At 65.4% G+C, this 25,175-nt stretch carries 16 protein-coding genes and 1 pseudogene; 7 read left to right on the top strand and 10 right to left on the bottom strand.

Going from position 1 to position 25,175, the window contains the following annotated elements; translation table 11 throughout:
- From B4E30_RS03595 to B4E30_RS03585, 3 genes are all read right to left on the bottom strand, one after another.
- On the bottom strand, nt 1-360 hold a 360-nt coding region (locus tag B4E30_RS03595), incomplete at its 3' end, for a wax ester/triacylglycerol synthase domain-containing protein (RefSeq protein WP_286793525.1).
- Nucleotides 361-388: 28 nt separating this feature from the next.
- Nucleotides 389-1,009: a hypothetical protein gene (locus B4E30_RS03590; protein ID WP_194383318.1), complete on the bottom strand. Its 621-nt coding sequence runs from the start codon at nt 1,007-1,009 to the stop codon at nt 389-391.
- Between the two features lie 97 nt (nt 1,010-1,106).
- The gene (locus B4E30_RS03585) at nt 1,107-1,925 is read right to left on the bottom strand and encodes a hypothetical protein (RefSeq protein ID WP_286793524.1); all 819 of its coding nucleotides are present in this window, start codon (nt 1,923-1,925) and stop codon (nt 1,107-1,109) included.
- 9 nt (nt 1,926-1,934) lie between these two features.
- Between B4E30_RS03585 and B4E30_RS03580 the strand changes: the two genes are divergently transcribed.
- Both B4E30_RS03580 and B4E30_RS03575 read left to right on the top strand, forming a co-directional pair.
- Nucleotides 1,935-2,117 (top strand): hypothetical protein, encoded by a 183-nt coding sequence (locus B4E30_RS03580; RefSeq protein ID WP_286717232.1) that lies wholly within the window; start codon nt 1,935-1,937, stop codon nt 2,115-2,117.
- A 109-nt stretch (nt 2,118-2,226) separates the two neighbouring features.
- Nucleotides 2,227-2,688: pseudogene (locus B4E30_RS03575) on the top strand (tyrosine-type recombinase/integrase); the annotation flags it as partial.
- A 394-nt stretch (nt 2,689-3,082) separates the two neighbouring features.
- On the opposite strand, the gene B4E30_RS03570 reads toward B4E30_RS03575, so the two are convergent.
- The 3 genes from B4E30_RS03570 to B4E30_RS03560 form a co-directional block, all read right to left on the bottom strand.
- Entirely contained in the window at nt 3,083-3,340 is a 258-nt protein-coding gene (locus B4E30_RS03570) for a hypothetical protein (RefSeq protein WP_286793523.1), read from the bottom strand.
- A 244-nt stretch (nt 3,341-3,584) separates the two neighbouring features.
- Nucleotides 3,585-4,694, bottom strand: a complete 1,110-nt coding sequence (locus B4E30_RS03565) for a hypothetical protein (protein WP_286793522.1) — start codon at nt 4,692-4,694, stop codon at nt 3,585-3,587.
- Nucleotides 4,681-5,070 carry a YunG family protein gene (locus B4E30_RS03560; protein WP_295794781.1) on the bottom strand — a complete coding sequence of 130 codons (390 nt, stop codon included), beginning with the start codon at nt 5,068-5,070 and terminating at the stop codon, nt 4,681-4,683. Before B4E30_RS03560 ends, B4E30_RS03565 begins: the two co-directional genes overlap by 14 nt.
- A gap of 237 nt (nt 5,071-5,307) precedes the next feature.
- On the opposite strand from B4E30_RS03560, the gene B4E30_RS03555 reads away from it, so the two are divergent.
- The 5 genes from B4E30_RS03555 to B4E30_RS03535 all read left to right on the top strand — a co-directional run bounded on the left by B4E30_RS03555 (nt 5,308) and on the right by B4E30_RS03535 (nt 17,234).
- Nucleotides 5,308-6,201, top strand: coding sequence for a hypothetical protein (locus B4E30_RS03555; RefSeq protein WP_286793520.1), 894 nt, complete (start codon nt 5,308-5,310; stop codon nt 6,199-6,201).
- A gap of 290 nt (nt 6,202-6,491) precedes the next feature.
- Nucleotides 6,492-9,344, top strand: coding sequence for a hypothetical protein (locus B4E30_RS03550; protein WP_286793519.1), 2,853 nt, complete (start codon nt 6,492-6,494; stop codon nt 9,342-9,344).
- Nucleotides 9,341-10,426: a hypothetical protein gene (locus tag B4E30_RS03545; protein WP_286793518.1), complete on the top strand. Its 1,086-nt coding sequence runs from the start codon at nt 9,341-9,343 to the stop codon at nt 10,424-10,426. The genes B4E30_RS03550 and B4E30_RS03545 overlap by 4 nt, the downstream gene beginning before the upstream one ends.
- Nucleotides 10,423-16,011 carry a DEAD/DEAH box helicase gene (locus B4E30_RS03540; RefSeq protein WP_286793517.1) on the top strand — a complete coding sequence of 1,863 codons (5,589 nt, stop codon included), beginning with the start codon at nt 10,423-10,425 and terminating at the stop codon, nt 16,009-16,011. Before B4E30_RS03545 ends, B4E30_RS03540 begins: the two co-directional genes overlap by 4 nt.
- Nucleotides 16,008-17,234 carry a RecB family exonuclease gene (locus B4E30_RS03535; RefSeq protein WP_286793516.1) on the top strand — a complete coding sequence of 409 codons (1,227 nt, stop codon included), beginning with the start codon at nt 16,008-16,010 and terminating at the stop codon, nt 17,232-17,234. Before B4E30_RS03540 ends, B4E30_RS03535 begins: the two co-directional genes overlap by 4 nt.
- On the opposite strand, the gene B4E30_RS03530 is transcribed toward B4E30_RS03535, so the two are convergent.
- From B4E30_RS03530 to mobF, 4 genes are all read right to left on the bottom strand, one after another.
- Entirely contained in the window at nt 17,235-19,193 is a 1,959-nt protein-coding gene (locus B4E30_RS03530) for a Druantia anti-phage system protein DruA (protein ID WP_286793515.1), read from the bottom strand.
- Nucleotides 19,190-20,647, bottom strand: a complete 1,458-nt coding sequence (locus B4E30_RS03525) for an ATP-binding protein (RefSeq protein ID WP_286793514.1) — start codon at nt 20,645-20,647, stop codon at nt 19,190-19,192. The genes B4E30_RS03530 and B4E30_RS03525 overlap by 4 nt, the downstream gene beginning before the upstream one ends.
- Nucleotides 20,648-21,029: 382 nt before the next feature.
- Nucleotides 21,030-21,389, bottom strand: coding sequence for a sulfate permease (locus tag B4E30_RS03520; protein ID WP_286793513.1), 360 nt, complete (start codon nt 21,387-21,389; stop codon nt 21,030-21,032).
- Between the two features lie 157 nt (nt 21,390-21,546).
- Entirely contained in the window at nt 21,547-25,083 is a 3,537-nt protein-coding gene (mobF, locus tag B4E30_RS03515) for a MobF family relaxase (RefSeq protein WP_286793526.1), read from the bottom strand.
- Nucleotides 25,084-25,175 lie beyond the last annotated feature (92 nt).

The following is a 25,175-nucleotide window of genomic DNA, read 5'->3' as shown; positions in this document are numbered from 1 at the left end:
GATCACGTCGATCGACCACAGCGGCTGGCGGTGGTCGAGGGGCACGGCCATCAGATCCCCGACCGTGCGCCGCAGATCTTCGACCGATGCCACGGGCTCGGGGTGACGACGGATGTGACGAGCGATGTCGAAGTCTTCCGCCGGCACCCAGCGCGGCCGGTCTCCTCCGTTGTCCACCCGCTCGCGCGCCCGTGGATGGGCATCCAGGCGCTCCCTGACGCGATGCCGGAGCCCGTCGAGGTCGAGGGTCTCGCCCGGCTCGAGGATCAGAAGCTTCAGCGTGTGGCCGGCCACGGCCGCCGACTCGAGCGCGAGGATGCGCGCATCATCCTCGGACAGGAATTCCGGCTCCGCTGTCACCTTCGCTCCCGTCCCTCGCGGGCGTTCGTCAACCGCATCTCACCGGGCTGCCGGATGACGCGCTCGCGACGATCTCATCCTCCGAGACGTGTGCTGCCTCAGCGATAGAAATGAGGTGCTCGCACACGTCGCCGCTCGCGGAGTCGATCAGGGCACGAATCGTGCGCGCGTCGGCGTCGTGGCCGTGAGCGTCGTCCAACGTCTCGGAATAGTCGATGAGTCCGTCGAGCCGGGACAGCACCGCGGCTCTGGCGGCGAGGTCGCCCGGCGGGGTTCCCCACAGATTCTCGATGAGGATGCCCGGCCGAGGCTCGCCCTCGGCGCCGTCGCCCGGCGACGTCACGCGGACACCGAGCGTGTACAGCGTGACGCCGGCAGGGACGTCGAATTCGGTGGCACGCTGCACGGCCTGTTCGAGCACCTGCTCGTCGCGCGTCGCATCGAGCTCGACCTCGAGATCGCCCGAACCGAAGAACGGCAGGTTGTTGCTCACGAATCCGCCGGTGCCGGTGACGCCGTCTGTGTCGGCCATGAACTGGGCGAAGTCATCCTCTGTCGCGGATCCGGCGTTCGCCCTCGAGCAGCCGCTCAGCGCCGCCACGCACGCCGTCACGAGCACGATCCCGACAAGACCCCTCATCAGCCGCATGTGGCCATCTTCGCAGAGCGCGCCGAATCACCTCGGAATCCGCTCGCGGGAATGCAGAAGGCCCGGCTCACCGGCCAAATCGGAGAGTGGCTACACCCTACTCAGCGCCCTGACGCCACGCTCGGACGATCTCCGCTCCGACCTCGACGTCGTGCTCGTGCGAGTTGGCGGCGTAGAGCACGGGCTCGTTGCCGCCCACGAGCGAGAGTTGAAGAGTGTGCTCGACCTCGCTCTTCATGAGCGTGCTCAGAACGAGGTTCGGCCACCACTTCAGCGTCACCGCGTTGACCGACACGATTGCGTCACGCGGGTATCGGCGAGTGACGAAGTAGCCCCTCGCGACCAGGTGCGTAGGGGTGATCTCCACCCCGTGCATCACCCCCCTCAGAATCATCCAGACGAGCGCTACTGAGCTCACCGTGAGGACGATCGCGAAAGGTAGCCCAATCAACAGGCTCGCCGGAATCTCGGGGTCCCAACCCAAAGCGACCGGGATCGGAAACGGAGTCATCGCTGCGAGTAGCCCGCAGACGGGAGCTGCGATGACCATCCAGACCCGAAAGCGGCGCCCGAGCGGCCAAACCAGTGCGGCGGATTCGTTCACACCGTCGCGCCGAGCAAGCACAGATCGCGACGGCGTGAGCAGTGCAGCAATCACGCACCCCCAGACCGCGAGCACGACGGCTGCGATCGGAATGTCGATGCCGAACGGGTAATCGGTGTCCTCGACGCCCCAGACGAGAATCGATCGAATGATGAGAAGCCCGCCCGCTGCCATGCCGACGAGCATGATGATCGGCGAGAGGTGGAATAACCTCCAGTACAGCGTCGGCGGCATCGGGCTGTCGCTTCGACGCGATCGCACCCGTTTCGTCACCCGTCGAGCATATTTGCTTCCGCGCAGCGCGTCGGACAACTCGATGCCGTGATCGCGGCGAATCCCGCCCTCGGTGTGCGGCTGCCCGTCATCGACGCGCACGAGTTCGAGCCGTGGACGCCCGAGCAGGTGGGGGCGTTCCTCGACCGGGCCGCGCAGCACCGTCTCGGCGCCCTGTTCGAGATCGCCGTGCTCACCGGGCCGCGGCGGGCCGAACTGCTCGCGCTGTAATGGGGCGACGTCGACCTCACGCGACGCGAGCTGACCGTGCGCACGACGCGCGTGCAGATGCGCAGCGAAGTCCGTCGAGAACTCACCGAAGACGACCGCAGGGCGCCGGGTCGTGCACCTCGACGACGCCGCGGTCGGTGCGTTCGTCGCCTGGCAGGTCGCACAGGAAGCCGACCGGGTGAACTGCGGCACGCAGAGGAAGGGCGGCGGGCACCTGTTCACGTACGAGAACGGGAAGCCGCTGCGCCCCCAGTTCGTGACGCGCCTGTTCGAGACGATGCGCAGCGACGTCGGGCTGCCCGAGATGACGCTGCACGGGCTCCGGCACATGCACGCGTCGCTGCTGCTCGCGAGCGGCACCGACATCGCGCTCGTGTCGAAGCGTCTCGGTCACTCGTCGATCTCGATCACGATCACGATCGACATCTACACGCACCTGATCGGCGACGCCGGTCGACGTGCAGAGGAGAGCGCTGCGGCGCTCATTCCGCGAGCAAGTGCACAACAGGTGCACAACGAGCCTTCCGGAGCGGGCATGACAAAAGCCCCGGAACCTCGCATTTCTGCGTGATTCCGGGGCTCTCTCCGGTCGGGATGACAGGATTTGAACCTGCGACCCCTTGACCCCCAGGTGCCGTGGATAGGCACTTTACCGCCATTAACCAGGGTTTTTCGTATCACGGGATGTCAGAAGACGTCAGGAATTGCACCGTTTGCAGGTTGCTGGTCACCCGATTGGTCCACTTCAACGAAGGGCGAAGCCGGAGGCGCTCACCCCCTGGCAGCAGCGCCATTGTCCAGTCCATCGAGTCGAAAATGCCCCGGGACTTCAGGCTCCTGCGACAGGTGCACATGCTCGCAGCTGCGAACTCTGCGGAACTCCCGCCGCGTAGAGGAGCCCGCCAGCGATGCGGTGAGTAGCTCTCGTAGCGCAGGGCGATGAACTGCCACCTATGTGCCTGGCGTCACGCAGAAGCGACTAAGTACACCCGCCCCTCCGGCGGCAGCTGATTCTGCCCTACGTTCAAGACGTCGGAGAGCACTTCACCCCACTCGTCCCTCGACCCTGCCGGGATGGACTCGATATCCCACTTGTCCAATGCCCGAATGCGAACCTCGATAGTGGAGTCCGAAGTCCCGGCACGATCACGCAGGGCCTTCTCCGTCACGGCATCGGCGTCCAGGTGCTTCACCCACAGCACGTATCCTGCTGAGCTCGTCATGCACACAAGGATACGAGATCGTTGTCGTCAGTCCGAAGGATCGTCCGGTTCAGCGCGTTGAGTGGGGCGCTTCCAGTGTTCCGGGTCGGTCCTGTCTCCGAGGGCAGATCCCGGGCCTAGTGATGGATGACTCCTGCTCTGCATCTTCAGGGTCGGCGCCAGTCGCACGACCAGGAAGAACGCACGAGGATCGATGTCGGGAATACAACCTTCGTCTCGGTTCTATGACTCGATGGCACCTCTCTCAAGGCAGGATCTTCAGTCCACGCTTCGACTGCCACAATCCAAGCCCGAATACCGTTCCCGCTAGACCTACCGCGAGCGCAGCCCCCCACCCGTCTGTTGGCACGGCATCTGTCGCCGCGAATGCTACGGCGCCAGCGGCGACGGCACCCGCTGCGGGCAAGGCGTATTTCTGTGCGTTCGATGGACTGAGCACGACATTGATACGAATGGAGGCGGCGGCCGAGGATGCACGCGGTGCGAGTTCGAGGTAGCTTCGCGTTATATCTGGACGATTAGGCACGTCGACCACAACCGAGAATGCATCGTATGCCGACGTAAGCGTCAGCGTCTCAATATCGCGCGCGTTCAAGCCATCCCCTACGGCGAAGCGCAGCTCGGATGGGATCATCGCGAGGTTCTCCTGGCGATGGAAGACCTCGACGACATATGTGGATCCAGTGGTCAACCAGAACTCGCCGTCCTTCGCCTCAAGGAACTTATCCGAGTCGATGGGGCGGATGCCAACCACACGATAGTAGAAGCGCTCAGGGTTGGTGAGGGTTGCCGACAAGTAGTCGACGATCGCTCGGAACGCCGCATCGTTGCCTCGAGCGAGCGGAAGCTTTGCAGTTTCGAGGTCTCCCTGAACGGTTTCGAACGCCGGCACCAGCCCGGCGGATCGAGGAGGGTCGTTGTCCGGCGAGGGATACCGGTCATCCCGCTCAAGGAACTCAGAGTACGTACGGATCCGACGACCTAGCTCCAGTCGCTGAGCCTTGTTCGGCTCGGTCCCGGTCGGCAGTCCGGCGAAAGTGAGGTAGTCACCGAGTTCGAGATCGATTGTGAGAATCTCTCCACGCTGAGTGGCGTCGACCACGGTTGCCTGCCGGAGCGGAAGAAGGGCTGAGTCGTGAAATCGTTGGGGATGCTGGATCGAGAGATGGATCAGCGCCCGTGTGCCCTTCGACCGACCCCACTCTCGCTGCAGTTCGTCGCTTGTGTGTCGGCGGTCGTATCGAAAGCGGATCCGCCCGCCGATGGGCAGCGCGACAGCGGCCAATGCATCAGCGACGTAGCGCTCGCGAATGTTCGAGGTGTACAGAAAGATTGTGCGATCAGGAACGCTCATACTCGAGTATGTGACGGACGACGGCGTCAGCAAGGGTACGGTAGCGTGCCGACGTCGATTCGCTGGATAGGACGTAGTCACGGTCGCGGACGCCTGTGGGCACGACCGTCGGATTACTGAACTGCTCGAGGGTGAGGTCGATGATGTCCCCTGAGCCGGTCTGCAGCCAGTAGTGGCTGGTTTCTCCGACGATCCCGCGATGGAGTTCGCCGCCAAGGTAGTCCTGCAGAACGAGGGCTGTCACGGCGCACTGGCCGAGGGACGGAGTCGATGCCGTCCAACGCTCCGGGGACACGGATGTGGCGGCTGACCACGAGCTGCGCAAGGCCGCAGTAAGGTCAGCGAGACTCGTCTGCTTCAGGGCCCTCGCTGTCATGCTTCAAGGATAGGGAGCGCTTCGGACATCGGGCCACGCGAAAGTCGCCTGCTTGCAGAGAAGTGGCCTGATGCCTGGATTGACGTGTGCGGCCCAGGCTATCCCGGAGCTAGCCGCGCCCCGCGGCTGGGCTGACCCACGTCACCGCAAGTATGCCGTCTTCAGTCCTGCGGGGCCGGATCGTATGAGAACACGCGCCATAGGCTAAGGGCACCGAGCCAACGACACGACGGGATCATGGGACACAACTACGGACTGCCGACGATCAAGGCACTCTTTGCGCAGGCCCTGCACTGTGCCTACCCGGCCTGCGAGGAGCCCCTCCTCTTCGAGGAGCGGAGTCGCGGTGTTCGTACGATTGCGGTGCAGATCGCTCACATTCGGTCCGAGAAGCCGGACGGGCCTCGTTACGATCCTGAGTATCCACCGGAACTGCTCAACAATGAGGAGAACCTGCTACTCCTGTGCGGTAAGCATCATGGAGCTGTGGACCAGAACGAATCCGTCTTCACGACCGACGAGTTGGTCGATTGGAAGGCAGCGCAGCTCGCGCAAGGTGGCGGAACGACCGTTTCCGATGCAGACCTCGCAGACATGGTTCGGGCGCTGGAATCGACTCTGTCAGCGCTCCATGAAGCACTTAGAGTCTCGGTCTCCGTGGACGCCGTCGGCGGTCGCATCGCCGCCGGCGGCATCGTCTCCATGCCGCTTGAGAGTCTGACGAAGACCATCCTGCCGGAAGGCAGCGACCCAACTCGACTCCTCGGTGTCAAGGTTGTGAACAAGGGCGCAGCGGGCATCGACGTGACATCAGCGGGCATTCAGTTGGATGTCGGGCTTCCCGACACCGTCCTCCCCGCGTGGATCTTCGACGGTCCATGGTGTCGGCAGGCATTCCCCTTTCGCCTCGAAGGGCGAGCCCGCGAAGACTGGTATGTCACTGCGGGGACCGTGCGCGCAACGGTGGTCGAGTTGGCAAAGAAGACTGGCCGGGCTCCTGTAAGGTTCCGACCCTTCACAGACCTCGGTGACGATACCTGGGAAGTGGGCACGTGGCGCAACGCGATCGAGTTGCCGATCTGGAAAGAGGGCGTCGCCGAGGACTACCTGGAATCTCTGAACTCGGCCTAGTAACTCCGCGAGACACGTCCGTGCAGGAGTCCCACGCACAACCGACTCTGGCGAGCACGACGTCTCCTTGTGCACAGCGCACGTCGACCTTCTCCCCAATGCTGACCGGCAGTGCCCCCGGTCTTGCCTTTGGAGCGGACCCGTAGACCAAGGCGGTCAGCGGCAGGGTAGCCAGCTCGTCTCGGCGAACACGCAGGCTTTCGCAGCGTGGAGTGTCGGTGCGCTCGGGCAGACTGAGGCTCATTCATCGTGTGGGACGGTGACTCGAGCAGCGAAGGGGGCGAATCGCGTTGGAGGACGTTGCGCGCGCGAGCCCGATTGAGCTGATCGAGTACCTGCATGCGAATCTTGACGCTCACTTCACCGAGTTGGCTGCACGCCGCCGGAATCTTGAGCCACCAGCGCCCGTCTTCGCGCTCGAACACGGCCTGAGCGCAAACGACCGCGAGCTCTTGACCAAAGCAGTGGGCGATGCGCATCGACTGGGCGTGATGCCAGCCGCGAGCCGAAACTCCTGGCTCCCCTTCGTGGTGCATGCCGCCGAGGTTGGCTATATCTACGACGGAGTCGAGTACTGGCCGATCTACGCCTCGAAGACTCCCCGTTGGGCCGACAGCGACTACGAGCGGGATCGCGTCCGCAACTGGTTCGTCAAGTTCTCCCAGCAGTATGGAGGTGCGATCCCACAGGGCGCTTGGGCACGCACCTTCCGCAAGATTGCGTGGCCGATCACCCATGCAGTCCTCCCGCGGTATCTCCAGGTGCAGCTCGCGAGGATGCTGTCCGACTACCGAACGAGCTGGCCGAGTTTGCTCGACGACCCCGCGGTCCTGGGCACTCGACTGCATGCATGGTCTCGGTACTACAGCGACCGCCTCGAGAAGTTCTGCCAGAACACGGAGATCGTTGGACGCCTCGCCGTTGCCCTGCTCATCACCGACGAACACGCAGATACGCCGCTGATCGAGTCGACTGCCCTCGCGCGCATTGTCGAGAGCCTCAATTCGGAGCGCCAGTCACGGCGGTGGCTGTCAGAAGCTCGGCGCTCCGCCAGCAGCATCCGCACCCACAACTTCAGACCTCCGGAAGGCCGGGACGACCCGGCCCGTCTTCGACCCCCGCGTCCGGCAGCAACTGATCCGCAACTTCAGCTGCGCGAAGACGCTGGCGGCGCCTGGCGAGCATTCGCGATCCTGCCGGATCTCAGACCACTTCAGCATGCCATGCCCCAGTTGTACGAGGCGCTACGCAACTCACGCGCGGTCGTTGCGGGCGCTCGTCAGGAGATCCCCACCAGTGGACTCCTCTACGCCACGCCACCGATCGAACTCACCCGCTGGCCCGCACCGCCCCAGCCTTTCCTGCAACTGCGACGCGCATCGGACGAGGTCAACCTCCTGCTCGCCGAGCAATGCCGGATCACCCAGGGGCCGTGGTGGGTCTTTCGCCAGAAGCCAGGAGCACCCGCGGGCGAGGTGAAGGGCAAGTTCGTTCGGCCCGGAGTCAGCTACTGCATCCTCGGCGACCAAGCGCTGTCCCCGCCGACGCTCGACTGGTGCGTCAAGGTGGATATCGCCCTTGAAGGCATGAGCGCGTATGTCCTGAGCGTGCCCGCCACACTCAGTGAGGCGGACTCCACGGTGCTGGTCGAAGCTGGCATCTCGGTCGTCTCCGACGTGCGTGTACGCCCGGTCGGGGTAGTGGCGGGCCGCTGGGATGGCGACGGCGTCGCCGAGTGGCTGTCAGGCGAGCCGGTGCTGATCGCAATCCATGCCGAACACTCCCCCAAGAAGCTCGGCCTGCGCATCAACGGAGATCCCTACTTCCTCGGCTGGCCGGAGGGCGAATCCGAGCTGTTTCTCTCGCTTGGGGAGTTGCCCGCGGGGACACACGAGATCGTTGTGTCGGTTGACCCGAACGGCGAGAACTCCAAAACTGAGGGGTCCCTGCTCGCCATCATCCGTGATCCGGATGTGCACAGCGAAGCTGGCCTCGCAGGCGAAGGTATTCGGCTGCGCAGCTTCCCCGCGCAGCCGAGCCTTCCCGAGCTCTGGGATGGTCGAGCGCTCCTAGAGATCGATGGGCCCAGCGACGCAGGCGCCGAACTCGCGCTCACCCTTCGCGACGGCAGCGGCGCCCAACTGGCAATCCACCGCCAGAGTCTCCGGCTCCCGGTCACGAGCAAGGACTGGCAACGTATCGTTGCTCGGCTGCGCGAGCAGCCTCAGATTGCTCGTCACTACGACGCAGCAGACACGGCGGAGCTGGCCGTCAGTAAGGCGGGCGTGGGGTTCGCCACCCTCCGGTGTGAGCGCGGCTTTCAGGGGCTGCGGTGGGTTGTCTCAACGCGCCATCGCGACAACGGCTACATCGCGCGTCTCATCGACCGCACCGATGGCGACCCGGTCGAAGTCGTCTTCTATCCAGTCGAACGTCCTCTCAGCGGCCAGCCACAGCCGGCCGACCAGGAGTTCTCAGGCCCGCCACGCGGCGGCCTGCTCGTGGCCAGCAACGAGCAGGATCAAGCTGCGCAGATCATTCCCCCTGACGCGAACCAACTGATTGGCACTGGTAACTCAACGCCATCCATCCCTACCGCCCAGAAGTCACTGGTCGAATGCACGAGACTCATGAAGGGTCACCAGTTGTGGAAGAGCGCCCAACTTCCTGCCCATCCATTTGGAGTACGCGAGCGTCGTCGGGTCCTCGACGCGATCACTGGAGCGCTTGTGGGATTGCTCACGCCCGGCAAATGGGCGAGCTTTGAGAGCCAAGTCGCGACGCAAGCGGCGGCGGATGTCGACCTCGACCGAGCCCAGGCACGTGTCGGCGAGAGTCCTGCCCATCGTGCCGCCGCGGAAGCGATCGCGAACCACTTGTGGGAGTGGGACAGCCGCGCGCTTCTCATCGAAGGATTCAGCGAGGCAGCCGGGGCGCTCATCTCGTCATCGGGCATGCCGAACAAACTCAAGGGTGCGCGGTTCCTCCTCCAGCTCGCCAGTTCCCCGAGCGAGCTTCTCGAGTGGGAAACGGCCGAACGCAATGAGTACCTCCGCGCGGTCATGACTGACCCCGTGCTCGTGCGCGCTGCGCGATTCGCCGTGCTCGGTACCGTCGAAGAAGTCGCAGGTGGCGTCGGATGAGCATTCAGCGACTGACTCCGACAGACCTCGAGGCAACGGCGGTCGAGTTGCTCGGTCTCGACCAGGAAGCGACCGGGCTGCTCTCCGTAGAGGGACTGTGCGCGTCCATCCGCCGCGCAGCGTCGTTGCTGTGTCCCGCGACGCCACGTCAACTCGTCGACGCGGTGCTCGAAGTGCTTCGTGCGCTCTCACCAGACCTGAAGCGCGACGTGGTCGCCGAAGCACTCGATCTCGTTGTCGGCGTTGGCGATCTTCTCGAACTGCGATCAGCGGAATCAGGCGTGCGCCAGCTCTACCTCGCCCCACCGTCGTATGTGACAGTTCGACCGGGCCGACACCTGCTGCTCGGCGTCAGGCCAAATGCAAGTCCGATCGTCGACGAGTCCGTCGTCGGCGCCCCGGTGGAATACGAAGCCCACACGCGGTTCCTGACGCTCGAGACGGACAACGCCGCAGCTTCATTGGCGGCCGCCGGGCTTCATCGAATGACCACCGAGCAATGGGCACGCGTCCCTCGCGAAGAGCCCGCCTCAGCGCTCATTGAGCGAACGACCCGCCTACTAAGCCAGCACCAGATGCCCGGCGAGATACAGGGTCTTGAGATCATCGATCCAACGACACAGGTGCAGTACTACATCGGCCGCTGGCGGAAACTCACCTCCCGCGATGAAGGCATGCTCGTTGGCCGGCGCCCGCAGGCATATGGCGCACCGGTGTGGTGCGTCCTCGATGTCGCGGCCGGGATTCCGCGCGCTGTTCTTGACTTCCCGGTCGACTCGTCAGTCATGCCGGGGTGGGACGAGGCTCGCCATCTCCAAGCAGCCATCGATCATCATCGAGGCCAACCACAAGTCTTCAGGTTCCGCTCGACCGGACTGCCCGATGGCAGTCGACTCCTCGACCTCTTCGCTCCGCTACCGTCATGGGCAGAGCGATACATCACGCTCGTCGGAATTCCGATGAGCCGGTCAAAGGGTGCGCTCCTCACGTATCGGGTTCCGTTCGATGCTGAGGATTCACTCACGGGGCTTCTCTCGAAATCGCTGTGGATGACGGGAATCAAGGAAGTGCAGGGACGATGACAGGACGAGCACTCACCATCGCCCAGACGGCGGACGAAATCAGGAACGCCCTTCGCGAGTACATCGAAGCGACCTATCACGTCGGCCATCCGTCGTTGATCCGTCAGCGGCAGGTGCTCCTCGATCAGCAGGGCAACACCTTCCAGACCCCGTTCCTTGAGAGCACACCCCGCTACACCCCGGGCAGGCGGTTCGCCGAGCTCACGCTCGACAAGGCCGCACTGGAGTTGTTCGCTCGACTGACGTCGACGGAGCACGACCACGCGCCGCTGATTTTCGATCCTCCGTACACGCACCAGGCGGCCGCGCTCGAGGCTGCGGCGTCCGGGCGGAGTCTCGTGGTCACGACCGGTACCGGCTCCGGCAAGACAGAGACCTTCTTGCTCCCGATGCTGGCGAAGCTTGCCGAGGAAGCCGCCAATCGGCCACAGTCGTTCGCGGCGCCCGGAGTCCGCGCCCTCGTGCTCTATCCCATGAACGCGCTCGTAAACGACCAGCTTGGCCGCCTTCGACTGCTTCTCGGCGACGAGCGGGTAACGAGCCAGTTCACAACGTGGGCTGATCGACCCGCGCGCTTCGCGCGCTACACCAGTAGAACCCTGTATCCCGGCGTGCGAACAGCTGAGAAGGACAGAACCAGACTCAAGTCGCTTGAGAAGTACTACATCGCCCTCCTCGACGAAGCAGCGAAGCCGGCTTCGCCCCGGCAGAAGCGCGCAGCGCAGCTCATCGGAGAACTGAAGGCGCGCGGCAAGTGGCCGGCGAAGCCGGACTTGAAGGCCTGGTACGGGTCGAGCGGACAACACTGGGTGGACTCGAAGACCGGGGCCTTCCAGCGCGCGGTCATGCTCCCGGGAGACGCCGAACTCCTCACGCGCCACGAGGTGCTGGCATCGCCGCCCGATGTCCTCATCACCAACTACTCGATGCTTGAGTACATGCTGATGCGGCCACTCGAGCGTCCCATCTTCGATGCGACGCGGCAGCGGCTACGGGACAACCCGGAGGAGAAGTTCCTCCTAATCATCGATGAGGCACACCTCTACCGTGGTGCGGCAGGCGCCGAAGTTGCGCTCCTGATGCGACGTCTGCGAGCCAGACTCGATATCCCCGCCGATCGCCTTCAGGTCATCGCCACCAGTGCGAGCTTCTCGGGAGCCGAGAAGGCCCAGGCTTTCGCCGCGCAGCTGACCGGCAAGGACGTGAGCGACTTTGACGCGGTCACGGGCACGCTCGACCTGCGGGATCCAGCGGCACCTGGGTCGCTTGAAGAGGCTGAAGTGCTGGCCTCAGTTCCCATGGACGCCTACTACAAGGCGGAGACGGACGAGGCGCGAGCGCAGGCGCTGGCTCCGCTGCTGACGTACCGCGGAGTCGCTCATGACGCCGAGACCTCTTCAAGCGCCCTGCTGTACCGCGCGCTGAATGGATACGCCCCACTCGGCCTTCTGGTCAACAAGACGATGAAGCAGGCGCTGCCTGTCCACACGCTGGGCGCGCACGCGTTCCCGGGAGTCGACCCAACGCTCGCGGAGCGCGCCGCCTCCACCTTGATCGCGCTCGCGAGCACCGCTCGCCTCAAGCCTGACGATGCGGGGCTGCTCCCGTGCCGCGTGCACGCCTTCTTCCGCGGCCTTCCTGGCATCTGGGTGTGCCTCGATGAGGACTGCTCGGTAGACCGGGGCGGAATCCCGAAGGGTCCCGTCGGTGCGATGTATGGCCAACCCCAAAGCACCTGCGACTGCGGTGCGCGTGTCTTTGAGCTCTTCACATGTCGCGAATGCGGCGCCACGTATGCACGGGCGTACACGGACGACGTCGCCAATCCCTCGTTCTTGTGGCAGGAGCCTGGCAGTGCCTTCCAGACAGCCTCGGGTCCTATCGCAGCGCTCGAACCGATCGATCTGCTTCTTGAAGAGCCGTCCGACGATGTCGGCAACGCAGTCCTCAAGGAACTCGACCTCGTCACCGGTCGCCTCAACCCGCACGATCCCGGTGATCGCTGGCGCAGGGTCTGGGTGCGACTCCAGCAGGACGACGGGCACCAACCAGATGCCGACTCTGCGGGCGGACAGAAGCAACCTGGAGAGTTCAACCCATGTGGCGTGTGCGGCGACCACGCACTGTTCGGTCGCACCAGCGTTCAAGACCACCAAACCAAGGGTGACGAACCCTTCCGGGCACTCGTAAGCCGTCAGATTGAGGTGCAGCCCCCCGGGCCGAAGCCAGCCGACGACTTCGCTCCGCTCCGAGGCCGCAAGGTGCTCGCCTTCTCCGACTCGCGACAAGTTGCCGCTCGCCTTGCACCGAATGTTCAGGAGTACTCACTCCGCGACGCAGTGCGGCCGATCATCCTCAAAGGCTGGAGCGAGCTATCGAAGCACCCTGTCGCGCCGACCATGAGCCTGGAGGATCTCTACCTGGTTGCGATGGTGGGGGCGAAGCTGCTGGGGGTTCGCCTCCGCCCTGAGCTCACGGGTACGGAGAACTTCGAGGCATTCACGCAGGTCTCGGAGTCGCTCGAGCGCGGTGCACTGAGCGATCCTGCGGAGTTCATGCAGTTGTACGCCATCAAGGATCCGCCGCCACAGTCGCTTCTGCGCAGCCTGGTCCCCGCGCTCACGAGCCGTTACTACGGATTTACGTCGCTCGGCCTCGCCTCCCTCCGCGAGCGGGGCAACCTGAAGAACTCCGTGCTCGCCGAACTGATCGACATTCCCGGTGTCGCGACGACCGAGGATGAGAAGCTCGCGCTGGTCCGGATGTGGCTGTCGCTCTGGATTCGCCCCGGCATCTGGTTCTCCGCGATGAGTGCGGACTGGAAGGGCACCAAGGTCCAGGCCGTGAGCGGCAAGTTCGCGAAGTTGACGACCTGGCTCGGCACGCGTGAGGCTCGGCGCATCTTCGATGCCGAGTGGCTGCCCTTGCTGCAGAGCAAGTTCTGTCAGAAGGTCGGCGACAAGTATCAGCTCGCCGCGCGCACGGTGGCACTCGACCTCGACACCGCCTGGGGCTACTGCGAGCGGTGCCGCTCCACCCAGCGCCACTTCCCCGGTCGGATCACCTGCATCTCCTGTGGTGCCGACAATGTGAGATCACTCGATCCTGAGACGGACGAAGTCTTCCAAGCTCGCAAGGGGTACTACCGCGCAAGTTCGCGCCGCGCCCTTGCGACGCCACCTGGCGAGGTGATGAGCGTCGTTGCAGCTGAGCACACAGCCCAGCTGAACTCGTCTCAGAGCGACGACGTGTTCTCGAAAGCAGAGATGTACGAGCTCCAGTTCCAGGACGTAAACATCGCGGTGCCCGCACCAGGAGTGCAACCAGAGGTCGCGATCGACCTCCTGTCTTGCACGACCACGATGGAGGTCGGCATCGACATCGGATCGCTGAGCGGGGTCGCACTCCGCAACATGCCCCCATCACGAGCCAACTATCAGCAGCGTGCAGGTCGGGCGGGACGCCGTGGCAACGCGGTGGCAACCGTGATCGCGTTCGGCAGCGCCGACACGCACGACGACCACTACTTCCGTGAGCCAGCCGAGATGGTCAGCGGAGAAGTCGCCGACCCCATCCTCACTATCGACAACGTGGAGATCGCCAAGCGCCACATCACCGCCTTCCTGCTGCAGCGATATCACCAAGACCGAGTCCCGCACATCGACCCGACCACGATGCCCGCCAACCTCTTCGAAGTGCTTGGCTCGGTTGGCGACTTCCTGTCGGACTCGGCGACGCTCAACCGAACAAATTTCGAGAGTTGGCTCTTGAGCAACGAAGCCGCGCTTCGGGCCGAAGTCGACGACTGGCTTCCAAGCGAGATCAGCGGTGACCATCGAGACGAAGTGCTGGCCGACCTGGTCACCACAACGCTTCACGGCATCGATGATGCACTCGACATCCGACCCGCGCCGGCAATCGTCGAGCCGACACCCGACCAGGCTCCCCCAGCCGATGACGCCGAAACTTCGGCGGACGAGGGCACCGGAGCGGCAGGAGCGGACTCAGCGGATGAAGCTGCTGTTGCTGAGGACAGTGGCGAGGAGCTGAGCTCCCAGCGCGCCCGAGACAAGCTTCTCGATCGTCTGCTCTACAAGGGCGTGCTTCCGCGCTACGCCTTCCCGACCGATGTCGTCAGCTTCCACGTATTCGACGAGGATCGGTCTACCCCGTACCGTCCGGCATTCCAGTACGCGCCAAGTCAGGGCCTCACCGTCGCCCTGAGCCAGTACGCGCCCGGCAAAGTGGTGTGGGTCGACAAGCGCGAGTGGACTTCGGGCGCCCTCTACTCCCCCATGCGCAAGGAGCTTTCGGAGGCCTGGAACGATCGTCGCATCTACTTCGAGTGCCCGGACTGCCACTACGCGACCCACGTCCCGTGGGAGCAAGCTGATCGTGGGCGCACGGGCGTCTGCCCTGCCTGCATGGGCGACCGCTTCGGCCCCGGCATGAACTGGCTACGTCCGCCAGGATTCGCGCATCGAATTGGCCAGCCGCCGGGCACGAGCCCTGACGACGCACCAGCCGTGAGCTACGCGACCCGCGCCAAACTCATCGCCGACGGCCCCGGGAATGCCCAACTCTGGGAGCAGGTGAACGATCGCATACAACTCAACTTCGATCACCAGAAGCTTCTGGTGTCCAACACCGGTCCGAACAACGAGGGCTACACGTTCTGCACATGGTGCGGCCTCATTGAACCGACCGCGATGCCAACACCACTGCTCGCGGGAACGCATGCCAAGCCGTTCCCTGACAAGGATCCGATGTGTCCAGGCGGTCGAGCCTCCCGAGGTCTGGTGCTCGGCACGGACTTCTTCTCGGATGTCTTGCTGATCCGCCTGACGGTCTCCGACCCAGTGACACTCCGACCGTCGTATCTGTCCTCCCAAGTCGCGCTCCGCACCGTCGCGGAGGCTCTTACCATCGCGGCGGCGAAGCACCTCCAGATCGAGGCCAGCGAACTGCAAGCGGAGTTCCGGCCGGCGCTCACCCAATGGGGTGGGCGCGGGCGTGAGGCCGAAATCTACCTCTACGACACCCTGTCCGGCGGCGCTGGGTTCACTCAGCAGGTGAGCCAGTTGGGACGGAAGATCTTCGAGCTCGCGCTGGAGCGACTGGTCGAGTGCCCGGCTCAGTGCGAGGAATCCTGCTACAGGTGCCTTCGGAGCTTCCGCAACCGATTCGAGCACACACAACTCGACCGCCATGTCGGCGCCAGCTTGCTGCGCTACCTGCTCGACGGCACGCTTCCCGAGCTTTCGCCCGCGCGCGTCGACCGCTCCGTGCAACGTCTCTTCGAAGACCTCGATCGGTCGGGAGCGGATGACGTTCACTTCGAACGCGACGCTCAGGTCGACATCGACGGCATCGGTCCAGTAGTCGTTCCCATCCTTGCGACGAAATCGAGTGGAGAGCGAGCGCTGATCGGTGTCCATGGCCCCTTGACCCCCAATGTGGCTCCCACAGTGGAACTGCACCGTGTCGCAGAGGAAACCTTCGAGCGCGTCAAGTTCATAGACGACCTGGTCATCGCCCGCAGCCTCCCGAACGCCTCTCGCGAGGTGTTGGACTTCGTCCAGTGACTACACCAAGTCGGCACTTCGACACCGCGATTGAGGGGCTCTCAGGGCTGCGGCCAGAGGTTCCCGCGCTGTGGAGCTACTCATCTCTGGCAATGCTCGAGGCATGCCCGCGTCGTTGGATGCTGGAGCGAGCCGACTATCCCGGGCTCTGGGATCGGCGCGGCTATCCCGTCGTCCCGATTCGCGCCGCAGTGTTTGGAAGCGTTGCTCATCTGATCATCGAACGCCTCTCGCACGCAATGGAAACGACGGACGATGCCGTGGCACCCCTCAACACCGTCGACGTCCTCCGGGCGCTCGGAGGGTGGGCACAGGTCGCCGAGGCCGCCGTCGACGAGGCGTTGGCCGACTTCGACGACAACCCTCGCGTCAGCCAGGCCGCGCTCGACCGGCTGCGAGATGATCTCGTCAGGCGAGTGCCCGACGCAGTGGATCAGGTCAAGTTGCTCCTTCGAGACCAGCCGTCGATCAAGACCGGCGTCCGACCCGCTCCTGCCGCCGATTCAGCTCTTCGAGAGGCACCCCGCGGCCCCGCAACACCGGGTACCCACATCGAGCGCACTGTCACGGTCGAGGATCTGCGCCTTTCCGGGCGCCTCGACCTGTTGTCGATTGACGAGGCCGATGTCACGATCACCGACTTCAAGACGGGGGCAGAACGCGAGGAGCATGACGATCAAGTCCGCCTCTACGCCTTGCTCTGGCGCTTCGACGCATTCACGAATCCGATGGGCCGACCTGCAACCAAGCTGAGTATCGCCTACTCGTCGCATGAACGCGCGGTACCTGCCCCTGACGTGCAGGAGATGCTCGCTCTGCACGCATCGACGGAGGCGCGCATTGCTGCGGCCGATGCAACCGTCATGAGTGCCTCACCGCCGGCGTTGCCGAGCCCGGAGGCGTGTCAGTTCTGTCAGGTCAAACATCTGTGCGACGCCTACTGGGCGAGCGTCCCACCGCCCATCGCGAGCGCACCGCTTGATGAGTGGTTCGACACGGAGCGCCGAGTCTCGCGGCGCAACGGGTCGCGCAGTTGGGTGTTCGAGACGCTCGACCAGCCCATGTTTGAAGTGCTCGTGCGGACTCTCGAAACAGACGTGGCGTTTCCCGTCGGCCGACGCGTTCGCCTTCTCGGCGTCCGTCGAAGCGTCGACCCGGATGCGCCTGAGCGCCTGGTGATCTCGCTCTCGACGGCCTCCGAGTGGTACCCGCTTCGCGCGTAGTCACTGCGCGCTTGCGGCCAGCAGCGGCCAGTCGCCGTCCTCAGGAGGGAGGGGCACCCGCGCACCATGCATGACGGGACGTGTCAGTTGGTGGCGCGCCATAGCCTCGCGAATCTCGGGCTGGCCCGCCCGCCGCAGTGCCCAGCGGTCCAGCCACCATTCGGCAACTCGCTGGTCGCCGTCCGGCAGGGACGGGTCAAGGAGGTAGTCGGGATCATCGTCAATCCCGAGCGAGTAGTCGCGAAGGTTCCGGACGAGCGGCACGCCGTAGAGGATTCGCTGACGACCGTGCTTCAGGAGTTCATTCGTCGGCCAGCCGAGCGCGGCTAGACCGAGCCGCACCTTTCGGAGCCGTGGACTGACTCCCTCACCGAACAGACTGTTCACACGCACCGACGAGTCGCGCAGCGACGAAAGGCGAAGCAATGCTTCGACCGTCTCGTCCGTGAAGTGCGACGTTCCGAAAGATCGCGACCTTCCGAGTTCGTGGAAGCCCATGCGCGTGCCTGCGTCACCGCCCACAACCTCAGCCGGCCAGAACAGCCGGTTGTACTGACTCGACCCCGTTCCATAGAGCGACGTGGTGCTGATGAGAGACAGACGGGCCTCGCGCACGATGGGTCGACCCGCCATGGCAGACGCGATCTCGCTGGGCCGGTTGTACTTCTCCTCATAGGCGGCCAGCACAGCCGGTGATACCGCAAGCGCTCCAACGAGCTTGCCCGCCGTGAGGCCGTTGTACGGTGCGACCGCACCACAGACTGTGAGGTCTGCGATTACCGTTCCAACCCGCTCGCCGCGCGCGCGGCGGATCAGCCGACGGAGTTGGGCATGGGCTCGTCGATCCGCCAATGCCGCGCCGAGCCCTTCGGCGGAGGGCTCAGGGCGAAGGTATGAGCCCAGCCCCAACTGAATGTCGAGCGCTTCAGCCAAGGCCGCCGACCGCTTGCTCCGAAAGAGATCGGTCTCGGCGCGGGCCACCCATGCATCCCGCTCGATGTTGCGAACTTCGCGAATGGTGGCTGACCGGTGATGACGCTGCCGATATCGTTCTGCGTCGGCCTTGAGGCGCCCGACGAGTTCCTGTGTTGGCTTGGCGATGTCTGTGGGTTGCAGCACGCCAGCCCGGAGCAGATCCTCGACATAGATCGCGTCGATCTGGGCAGAGACCCGTCGGTCTACCCACCGGGCAAGCTCATCGGTGGGCTCCTCCCGGATCGACTGGAGGAACTCGTCTGTCTCCCAGCCCATCCAACTATCGCGTTCGGCGATCTGAACGACGGGGCTCGAGATGGCTGCCAGCCCAACCACGGCGTGGTGAGGAGTGGCCGCATCGCGAACGAGGATCGGCATCGAGCGCCCCGGCACCGTCGCATAGGCATTCGACCAGGTGTGGCGAAAGTACCGCCATATGTCGTGGAGTCGGAAGCCTGTCAAGGAGCAGACGGAGTCATCAACCACCTGCACGTAGGGCTGGATCGCGGTCCGACCGGTCGGGTCGCGGTCGAGTGCGTCCGCGAGTTCTCGCCCATCGCGCATTAGATCGAAAACCGAGACCAGCGATTCGCCAAACTGGTGTGGTCTCTCCATGCCCTGGACGAACCGCCGCACGCTTGGCCGCAGGAGTTGTTCGTCGCGCCTGAGATGCTCCTGTGCCCGGATGCGCGACTTCTCAGCGTCACGGTCTCCTTGCACGGCTGGCGGTGAGAACAGTGGGCCGAGTCGGTCGACGTGAACAACCCACCCCTGATCCACAAGATCGATCGCGGTGTGCGCCGCGGCGGCGAGCGCTGGCTGGGCATAGATGTCCCCCAGTCCTGCGCGCTCCAGCCACCGCGCGTGCGTCGACCCAGAGGCAGGCGATTCAGATAGCGCACGGCAGAGCCGGAGAAACTTCGCCCGCTCGGCGCGACTTGATCCGACAGGAAGATTGAGCGGCAGAAACGTCGACTCGGTCATGCTTTCTGGAGCATCCGTCCGAAGGTCGAACCCCACTGGGCCAGGAGTTGGTCGGTCCCTTCGCCGCTGGCGAGGCTTGCTCGCGCCATCGAGAGAACGAGCAGTTCGACTGCGGTTCGCAGTTGAGCGCCCGCACCATCGGACAACGCCTGCAGCGGCGCGTAAAGCGCGGCAAAGGCGGGGTGGTCGACGTTGAGTTGCACCTCGAGGGTGCTTGCGTGGAGCGACGTCGCGAAGAGCAGGTCGGGCGTGAGCTGCGCCGTGCTGATCCGATATGAGAGTGGGCCTCGTCCATGCCCGCGGCCATCCCTCACCACAGGAAGCTCTGGGTCAGCGGTCGCGGCCACTCGGCAGGAGATCTCGGCGGCGGCCTCGAACTTCACGTCCTCGAAGGATTGCCGGACACGGGAGTTGAGCATGCGAGCGATCGACTCGAGTTCGGGTTCGAGCGCTTCGCGTAGTTCGGTCGAGGGCCGGATGCCTTGCTTGTTGATAGTGATTCCAAAATGGTCGTCAAGTGTCGGCTCGAACTCGATCTCGCAGCGCCACCAGTCATCGTAGTTCTCTCGGCGCTTGCCTCCCATGAGGTGCCAGCCGTGAGCAATCTCTCGTCCTGCGCGAAGTACCGAGACGCCACCACCGCCAACGATTCCGATTCGCCGCTTCGTCATGTTGTCGAGATGATGCCAGCGGTGCACCGGAAGACTGGCGAAGCGGACGTGCACCCAGCCGGAGCCACCATCAGGCGTCCGAAGTTCATACGCGAGTGGTGTGAACGCAAGCGTTGCCACCTCACCCTCAATGCGCGTCGACATCATCATCGGGTCCTCGGGCTCGAGCAACCGCCCGTTGAGCGAGACCTTCAATCCCTCGGACAGGAACCGCCGGTACATACGCCCGAGGTCACGACGGAGCGAACGCTCTAGCCATCCTAGGCGCCGGTACTCGATGCGATCACAGGTCCGCCACGTGACCCGACAGCCGGATGGCGTTGCCGGCGACGTCGTGGACCTTGCTTTCAGTGCGGGAGGGTCTCCAGCGACGATCGCATCCACATCGAGGGTCACCGCGAGGGCGGGGCCACCGTCTTGCCATGCGGCGACCTCGACGTGACGTGCCTGGCTGAGGGATGCGGCAGGCAGGCCCATCCCGAAACGACCAAACGACTCACGCCGGTCGAAGCGAGATGAGCCGCCGAACTTGAGGCAGAGTTCAAGTTCTCGACGACTCATTCCGGCGCCGTTGTCGAGCACCTCGATCTCCGGGTGCAGTGCCCCATCCGGTCGCGCGATGGTGAGTTCGATCTCGGTCGCCCCTGCCTGGATTGAGTTGTCGATGAGTTCCGCGAGCGCCGTCGCGAGGCTGACGTAGCCGGATTCGCGCACGGCCCGGATGAAATTGGACGATACGACGAGTTCTTCCGGCCGCCGGGTGGGATTGGTTCTGCCGCTCATCGAAGCCCTCTCGCTGGATACCGGGGTACCTCCAGGGTAGCTCGGCGAAGCCGTTGTGACGAGCAAGCCGTGGTGCCGATTCTTCTCGGCTCGCGACGACCCTGCCGACAGAATCCGCGGGGTCGAAGAAGTCGCGCCGTCATTGGTTCCTGGGTGCTTTCACGCGGACCGGACGGCGGCCGACACGCACGAACGCGCCTCGCCGAGTCGTGCGCAGATGGCGATGGCAGCGGCGCACCGGGTGAGAACTCGGAAGCGAGGGGAATCGCATCTAAGGGCATCTGATCTGGGCTTTTGTTTTCCAGAGTGGTTCTCTGCGTGTCACGATTGTGAGGATTGCGGACTGCTGATCGCTCAAGATGGTCTGCGACGCAGGGGGTGCTCATCGTGCGGCTCCCACCGTCGGTGCGCCGGCATCCACCTTGCCGCGCTGGCGATGGGACACGGCCTCCCGGATTCGGATGCGCGTGAGAATGAGCATGCTGATCGGGCCGATGAAGACAAACTTCATCGCATTCCAAACGAGCAAGAGCACGAGGAGGTTGGGCCACCCCGGTCCACCGTCGGCCATGAAGTTGGTGCAGATCTTCGCAAGAAGCAAGTAGGGAACGGCCAGGAGCATCGCCGGGACGCCCCACTTGAGACCGCGCCGGGTTCGGATCGCGGCGAGCAGGAGGTTGGTGGGCGCGTAGCTGAGGATGCTGTGGGTGCGGACGCTGGCCGCCCAGATGAGCCGGAACATGGGCATAGTCCTCTCAGGGGTTCGGCGACAAGAACCTGAAAGGACCGCCCGCGGCTGCGGGATGGTCATACCGTCGCGCGGAGCGACAGCGCCAATATGGAGGCCGCCTCGTCATTCACTCTACGACGCAGCCCTGACATCCGGAAGGGCACGCGCATCACAGCGAGCGGCGCACCGGCTCCCGTCCGGCCCGCCGCTGCGGCTCCTCCCCCGGCCCTCGCGCGAGGTCGCGTGCCCGGTCGAGTGCGGCGCGGGCGCGGGCTGCGTCAATCTTCTGCGCGTCGTCCTCGCCGGGAGCCCCGAGCGGGATGATGTCGGTGATGCCGTAACGGTCGCGGTACGCGGCGACCGTGCGGGCCAGGCGACGCCAGGTCGCGGCCGTCTTGGCGTCCTTCGGCGGGGTGCCGAGCGCCTTCGTCCACCCCTGGTTCTCGGTGAGCGCGGCGTCGAGGAGGGCGGCCGCGCGGGTCTCGATGAGGTCGCGCCGTTCGGTGAGCGCCTGCCGGAGCTCGGCGCTCATGGTGCCGATGGCTTCGGGGATGAGCCCGGCGATCAGCTGGGGCGTCTTGCGGACGCGGCCGGACCCGGCAGGGCGGGCGGTGGCGCGTGTCACCCGGGAGTGGAGAACGGCGGCAATGTCGTCGGCATCGGAGAATCCCCGTGTCCGCGCGAGCCTTGGCAGCAGGGTTTCGATGTCGTGGTGGTTGGCCTCGGCGCGGCGAAGCTCGGCAGTCAATGCGCCGAAGGCTGGGGAGCTGATCGCGGCATCCGCTTCGTCGTCGGTGAGCACGGATGCGCGGACGAGGAGCGCCCACCTGTCGTGCTGTGCTGCGGCAGCGATCGTCTCGTACTCCGCGGCGAACTGGCCGATGTTCGCCCAGGCGTCTTGCTCGGCGGCGATGGTCTCGTGCGCGGAGAGCTCGGCGCTGACGTTCTGGAGCACCCCGAACAGGACATTCCTGGCGGTGGCGTCGGTGTTGTCGCTGGGGTGCGGGCCCTGGTGAGAGTCGTCGGGCTTGTCGGTGGCGACGTAGGCGCGGTTGGCGTCTCGGCCGCGGGTGAGCGCGACGTACAGGTTCTCCCTCGTCATAGATGGGTCGACCAGGACGTGCGAGGTGTCTGTCGTGATGCCCTGGGCCCTGTAGGAGGTCACCGCGTAGCCGAGGTCGAGGTGTTCGGCCGCATAGTCCGCGGGAAGCACGACCGACCCACCCCACTTCCGCCCGGTGCGGCGGAGGGTGACTGATCCGTCGTCGCGGATATCGGTGACGGTCCAGCGGTCGCCGTTGCGGACCCAAGAGCGTCCGGCGCGCAGGCGCCGATCATTGCGCCGGGTGATGACCTTTTCCCCGGCCGCGGCGTGGCTGCCGTCATGCAGCTCGACCTCGCGGGTGCCGCCTATGGTGCCGTCCAGGATCAGGTCGGTACGAGCACGTTGGTTGAGCTCTCGGACGGATTCGTTGGAGTCGGTGACCAGCACCGTCGCTCGCCCGGCGACGGTGTCGGTGCGCCAGGCGGTGTAGGCGGCGTCGATCATCGCCTCCGTCTCCCCGCCCGTCACCCGGCCGTGCTCCATGTAGGTGTCGATGACCTCGGTGTGCCCATGCCGCAGGCCGAGGGAGGCGGTCTTCTCCCACGGGTTGACGAACCTGTGGACATCCACCAGCTCCGGGGCGTCGCCCCGGTCATGCACCAGGAGGGAGAACGCCCCACCCGCGTCGACGGACTGGAGCTGCGCGTAGTCCCCAACCAAGAGCACCTTCGCCCCCGCCTCGGCGGCCAGCGCGGTGATGCGGTCGAGCGAGAGGGTGCCGGCGAGGGAGGCTTCGTCCACGATCACGAGCTGACCCGCGCGGAACGTGGCCCTAGTGCGCTCGTGGATCTCCCACCACTTCGCGGTGTTCTCCGTCGCGATCCCGAGGTCGCCGGCAAGGACCTGCGCGGCGACCGCGGACGGCGCAAGTCCGACCACCGTGCCGCGCCCGTGCTCGGCCTCCCACGCCCGCCGCAGCGCGGACATCGCCGTTGTCTTCCCCGCCCCGGCCGGGCCGACAAGGACATCTACGATGCGGCCCGACACCGCGACCGACGCGAGCGCGGCGGCCTGGTCGTCGCCGAGCAGCCGCCCTTCCCGATCGGGTCGGGCGGCGATCCGTTCCACCGTCGTCAGCGGCACGGTCGGGCCGGTCGTCATGCGGGCGCGCTCGAGGAGGCGGTCTTCGGCGGCGAGCAAGAGTTCGGAGGAGAACACCGTGAAGTGTTTCGGCCGGAACACCGACGTGCCGTCCGGGCGGCGGAACGCCACCGGGCTCGTCGCGAGCTCCGGCGGCGTGAGCCGCAGCGAGGCGGCTTCGGCGGCGTCCGCGACCAGGCCGACGACCGCTTCCCGATCCACGGTGGAGGCGAACCGGTAGCCCATCGTCTGCCGGGCCGCTTCCGCGGTGAGGTTCCACCGCCGCCAAGTGGAGCGCTTCTCGCCCACCACCTCGACGACGGACTGCCCGAGGGATGCGATCACGTCCAGGGGGATGTCGTCCGCGCGCAGCAACAGCGGTGCGTCGTTCGCGGTGGCCTGGCGCGCCCAGGAGGTCGCGTCCCGCCCGAGCAGCCGGCCGGCGCGGTCCCGCCATTCGACGGTCAGGTCCGCCAGGGATCGGACCTGCTTCTCCGGGCGGGTGGTGAGGGTGGCTTGGGCGCGCAGCTTGATGATCGTCGCGGTCGAGGGTTGCCGTCCGTGCTTGGCGACGTACTCGGCGATGAGCCGGTTCTTCTCGGCCTCGATGTGCCCGGAGCGGGAGGAGAACTCGGCCACCAGCTCCTCCGGCACCGAGGCGATCGCCCACGCGGGGTTGCGGTCGCGGCCCATGTCGCGGGACTCCCACCCGACGCCAAACGTGCGGGTCAGATGATCGGCGAAGACGGCCTCGTGCAACTCCGAAAGGGCGACGGTCGCGGCGTGCATGGGCCGTCCGTCGAGGGAGCGCCACTTGCCGTCGAGAACGGTCTGCACCTTGTTCGAGATGACGACGTGCGTGTGCAAGTGAGGGTCGCCCGCGCGGGAGTCGTAGTGATCGAACGCCGTGGCGACCAGTCCGCGGACATCGACCTGCGCAACCGCTCCATTGCGGGCGGTTGCGCCGGTCCGGGTGGCTGCAACCTCTCGTTCCATGAACGCAACCACCTCCGCAACCGCCGCATGGTGCGCGTCCGCGATCAACGCCTGAGTGCCCGCGTCCGCAACCGCCCACAACGCCGAGGCGGACTTCGGAATGCTGAACGTGAAGTCATACCCGGCGACCGCGCGGCGCGTCCCGCGTGCCGCTTCCTCGGCCTCGATCCGCGCGACCGCCTCCGCGCGCGAGGCCGGGCCGAGGCCGGGTTCGAGGGCGGCGGTGCGCTCCTGGACGCGCTCGGCCACGGTCTTGTAGGCGGGATACGCCAGGCCGAGCGGGTCGCCCGTGACCGGGTTCCGACCCATCCCGACCAGGAGCTGGAGCTGGGACTCGGAAACCTGATCCCCCACCAAGATCACCCCGCCCAACGCGGCGACACCCGCACCGAGCCACCGCCCCGGAGGACTGCCCTCCTCGGCGTAGTACTTCGTCAGCGGGGTTGAGAGTGACCTGTCGCCGTCGCCGACGGCGACGGTACGCAGCAGGTACTTGTAACCGTCACCCGCCGACATAACGCGCATCGAGACCGTCACCCGCTCGCCTCCCATCGCTCAAGGAGGAGGTGAGCGACCGCCCGCCCGCAGGGCGGGACCTTGACCTGCAAGACGCGTGG

This window comes from Microbacterium sp. UBA3394 (assembly GCF_002358725.1).
Classification (GTDB): domain Bacteria; phylum Actinomycetota; class Actinomycetes; order Actinomycetales; family Microbacteriaceae; genus Microbacterium; species Microbacterium luteum.
The sequence above is the reverse complement of the archived record's forward strand: the minus strand, read 5'-3'. Positions and strand labels throughout refer to the sequence as shown.

What these genes read in the sequence shown, in the direction of transcription:
- mobF (WP_286793526.1), bottom strand. Translation starts at nt 25,083, where the DNA reads ATGCGCGTTATGTCGGCGGGTGACGGTTACAAGTACCTGCTGCGTACC.
- B4E30_RS03530 (WP_286793515.1), bottom strand. Translation starts at nt 19,193, where the DNA reads ATGACCGAGTCGACGTTTCTGCCGCTCAATCTTCCTGTCGGATCAAGT.
- B4E30_RS03520 (WP_286793513.1), bottom strand. Translation starts at nt 21,389, where the DNA reads ATGTTCCGGCTCATCTGGGCGGCCAGCGTCCGCACCCACAGCATCCTC.
- B4E30_RS03590 (WP_194383318.1), bottom strand. Translation starts at nt 1,009, where the DNA reads ATGCGGCTGATGAGGGGTCTTGTCGGGATCGTGCTCGTGACGGCGTGC.
- B4E30_RS03560 (WP_295794781.1), bottom strand. Translation starts at nt 5,070, where the DNA reads ATGACAGCGAGGGCCCTGAAGCAGACGAGTCTCGCTGACCTTACTGCG.
- B4E30_RS03545 (WP_286793518.1), top strand. Translation starts at nt 9,341, where the DNA reads ATGAGCATTCAGCGACTGACTCCGACAGACCTCGAGGCAACGGCGGTC.
- B4E30_RS03555 (WP_286793520.1), top strand. Translation starts at nt 5,308, where the DNA reads ATGGGACACAACTACGGACTGCCGACGATCAAGGCACTCTTTGCGCAG.
- B4E30_RS03540 (WP_286793517.1), top strand. Translation starts at nt 10,423, where the DNA reads ATGACAGGACGAGCACTCACCATCGCCCAGACGGCGGACGAAATCAGG.
- B4E30_RS03565 (WP_286793522.1), bottom strand. Translation starts at nt 4,694, where the DNA reads ATGAGCGTTCCTGATCGCACAATCTTTCTGTACACCTCGAACATTCGC.
- B4E30_RS03525 (WP_286793514.1), bottom strand. Translation starts at nt 20,647, where the DNA reads ATGAGCGGCAGAACCAATCCCACCCGGCGGCCGGAAGAACTCGTCGTA.
- B4E30_RS03570 (WP_286793523.1), bottom strand. Translation starts at nt 3,340, where the DNA reads ATGACGAGCTCAGCAGGATACGTGCTGTGGGTGAAGCACCTGGACGCC.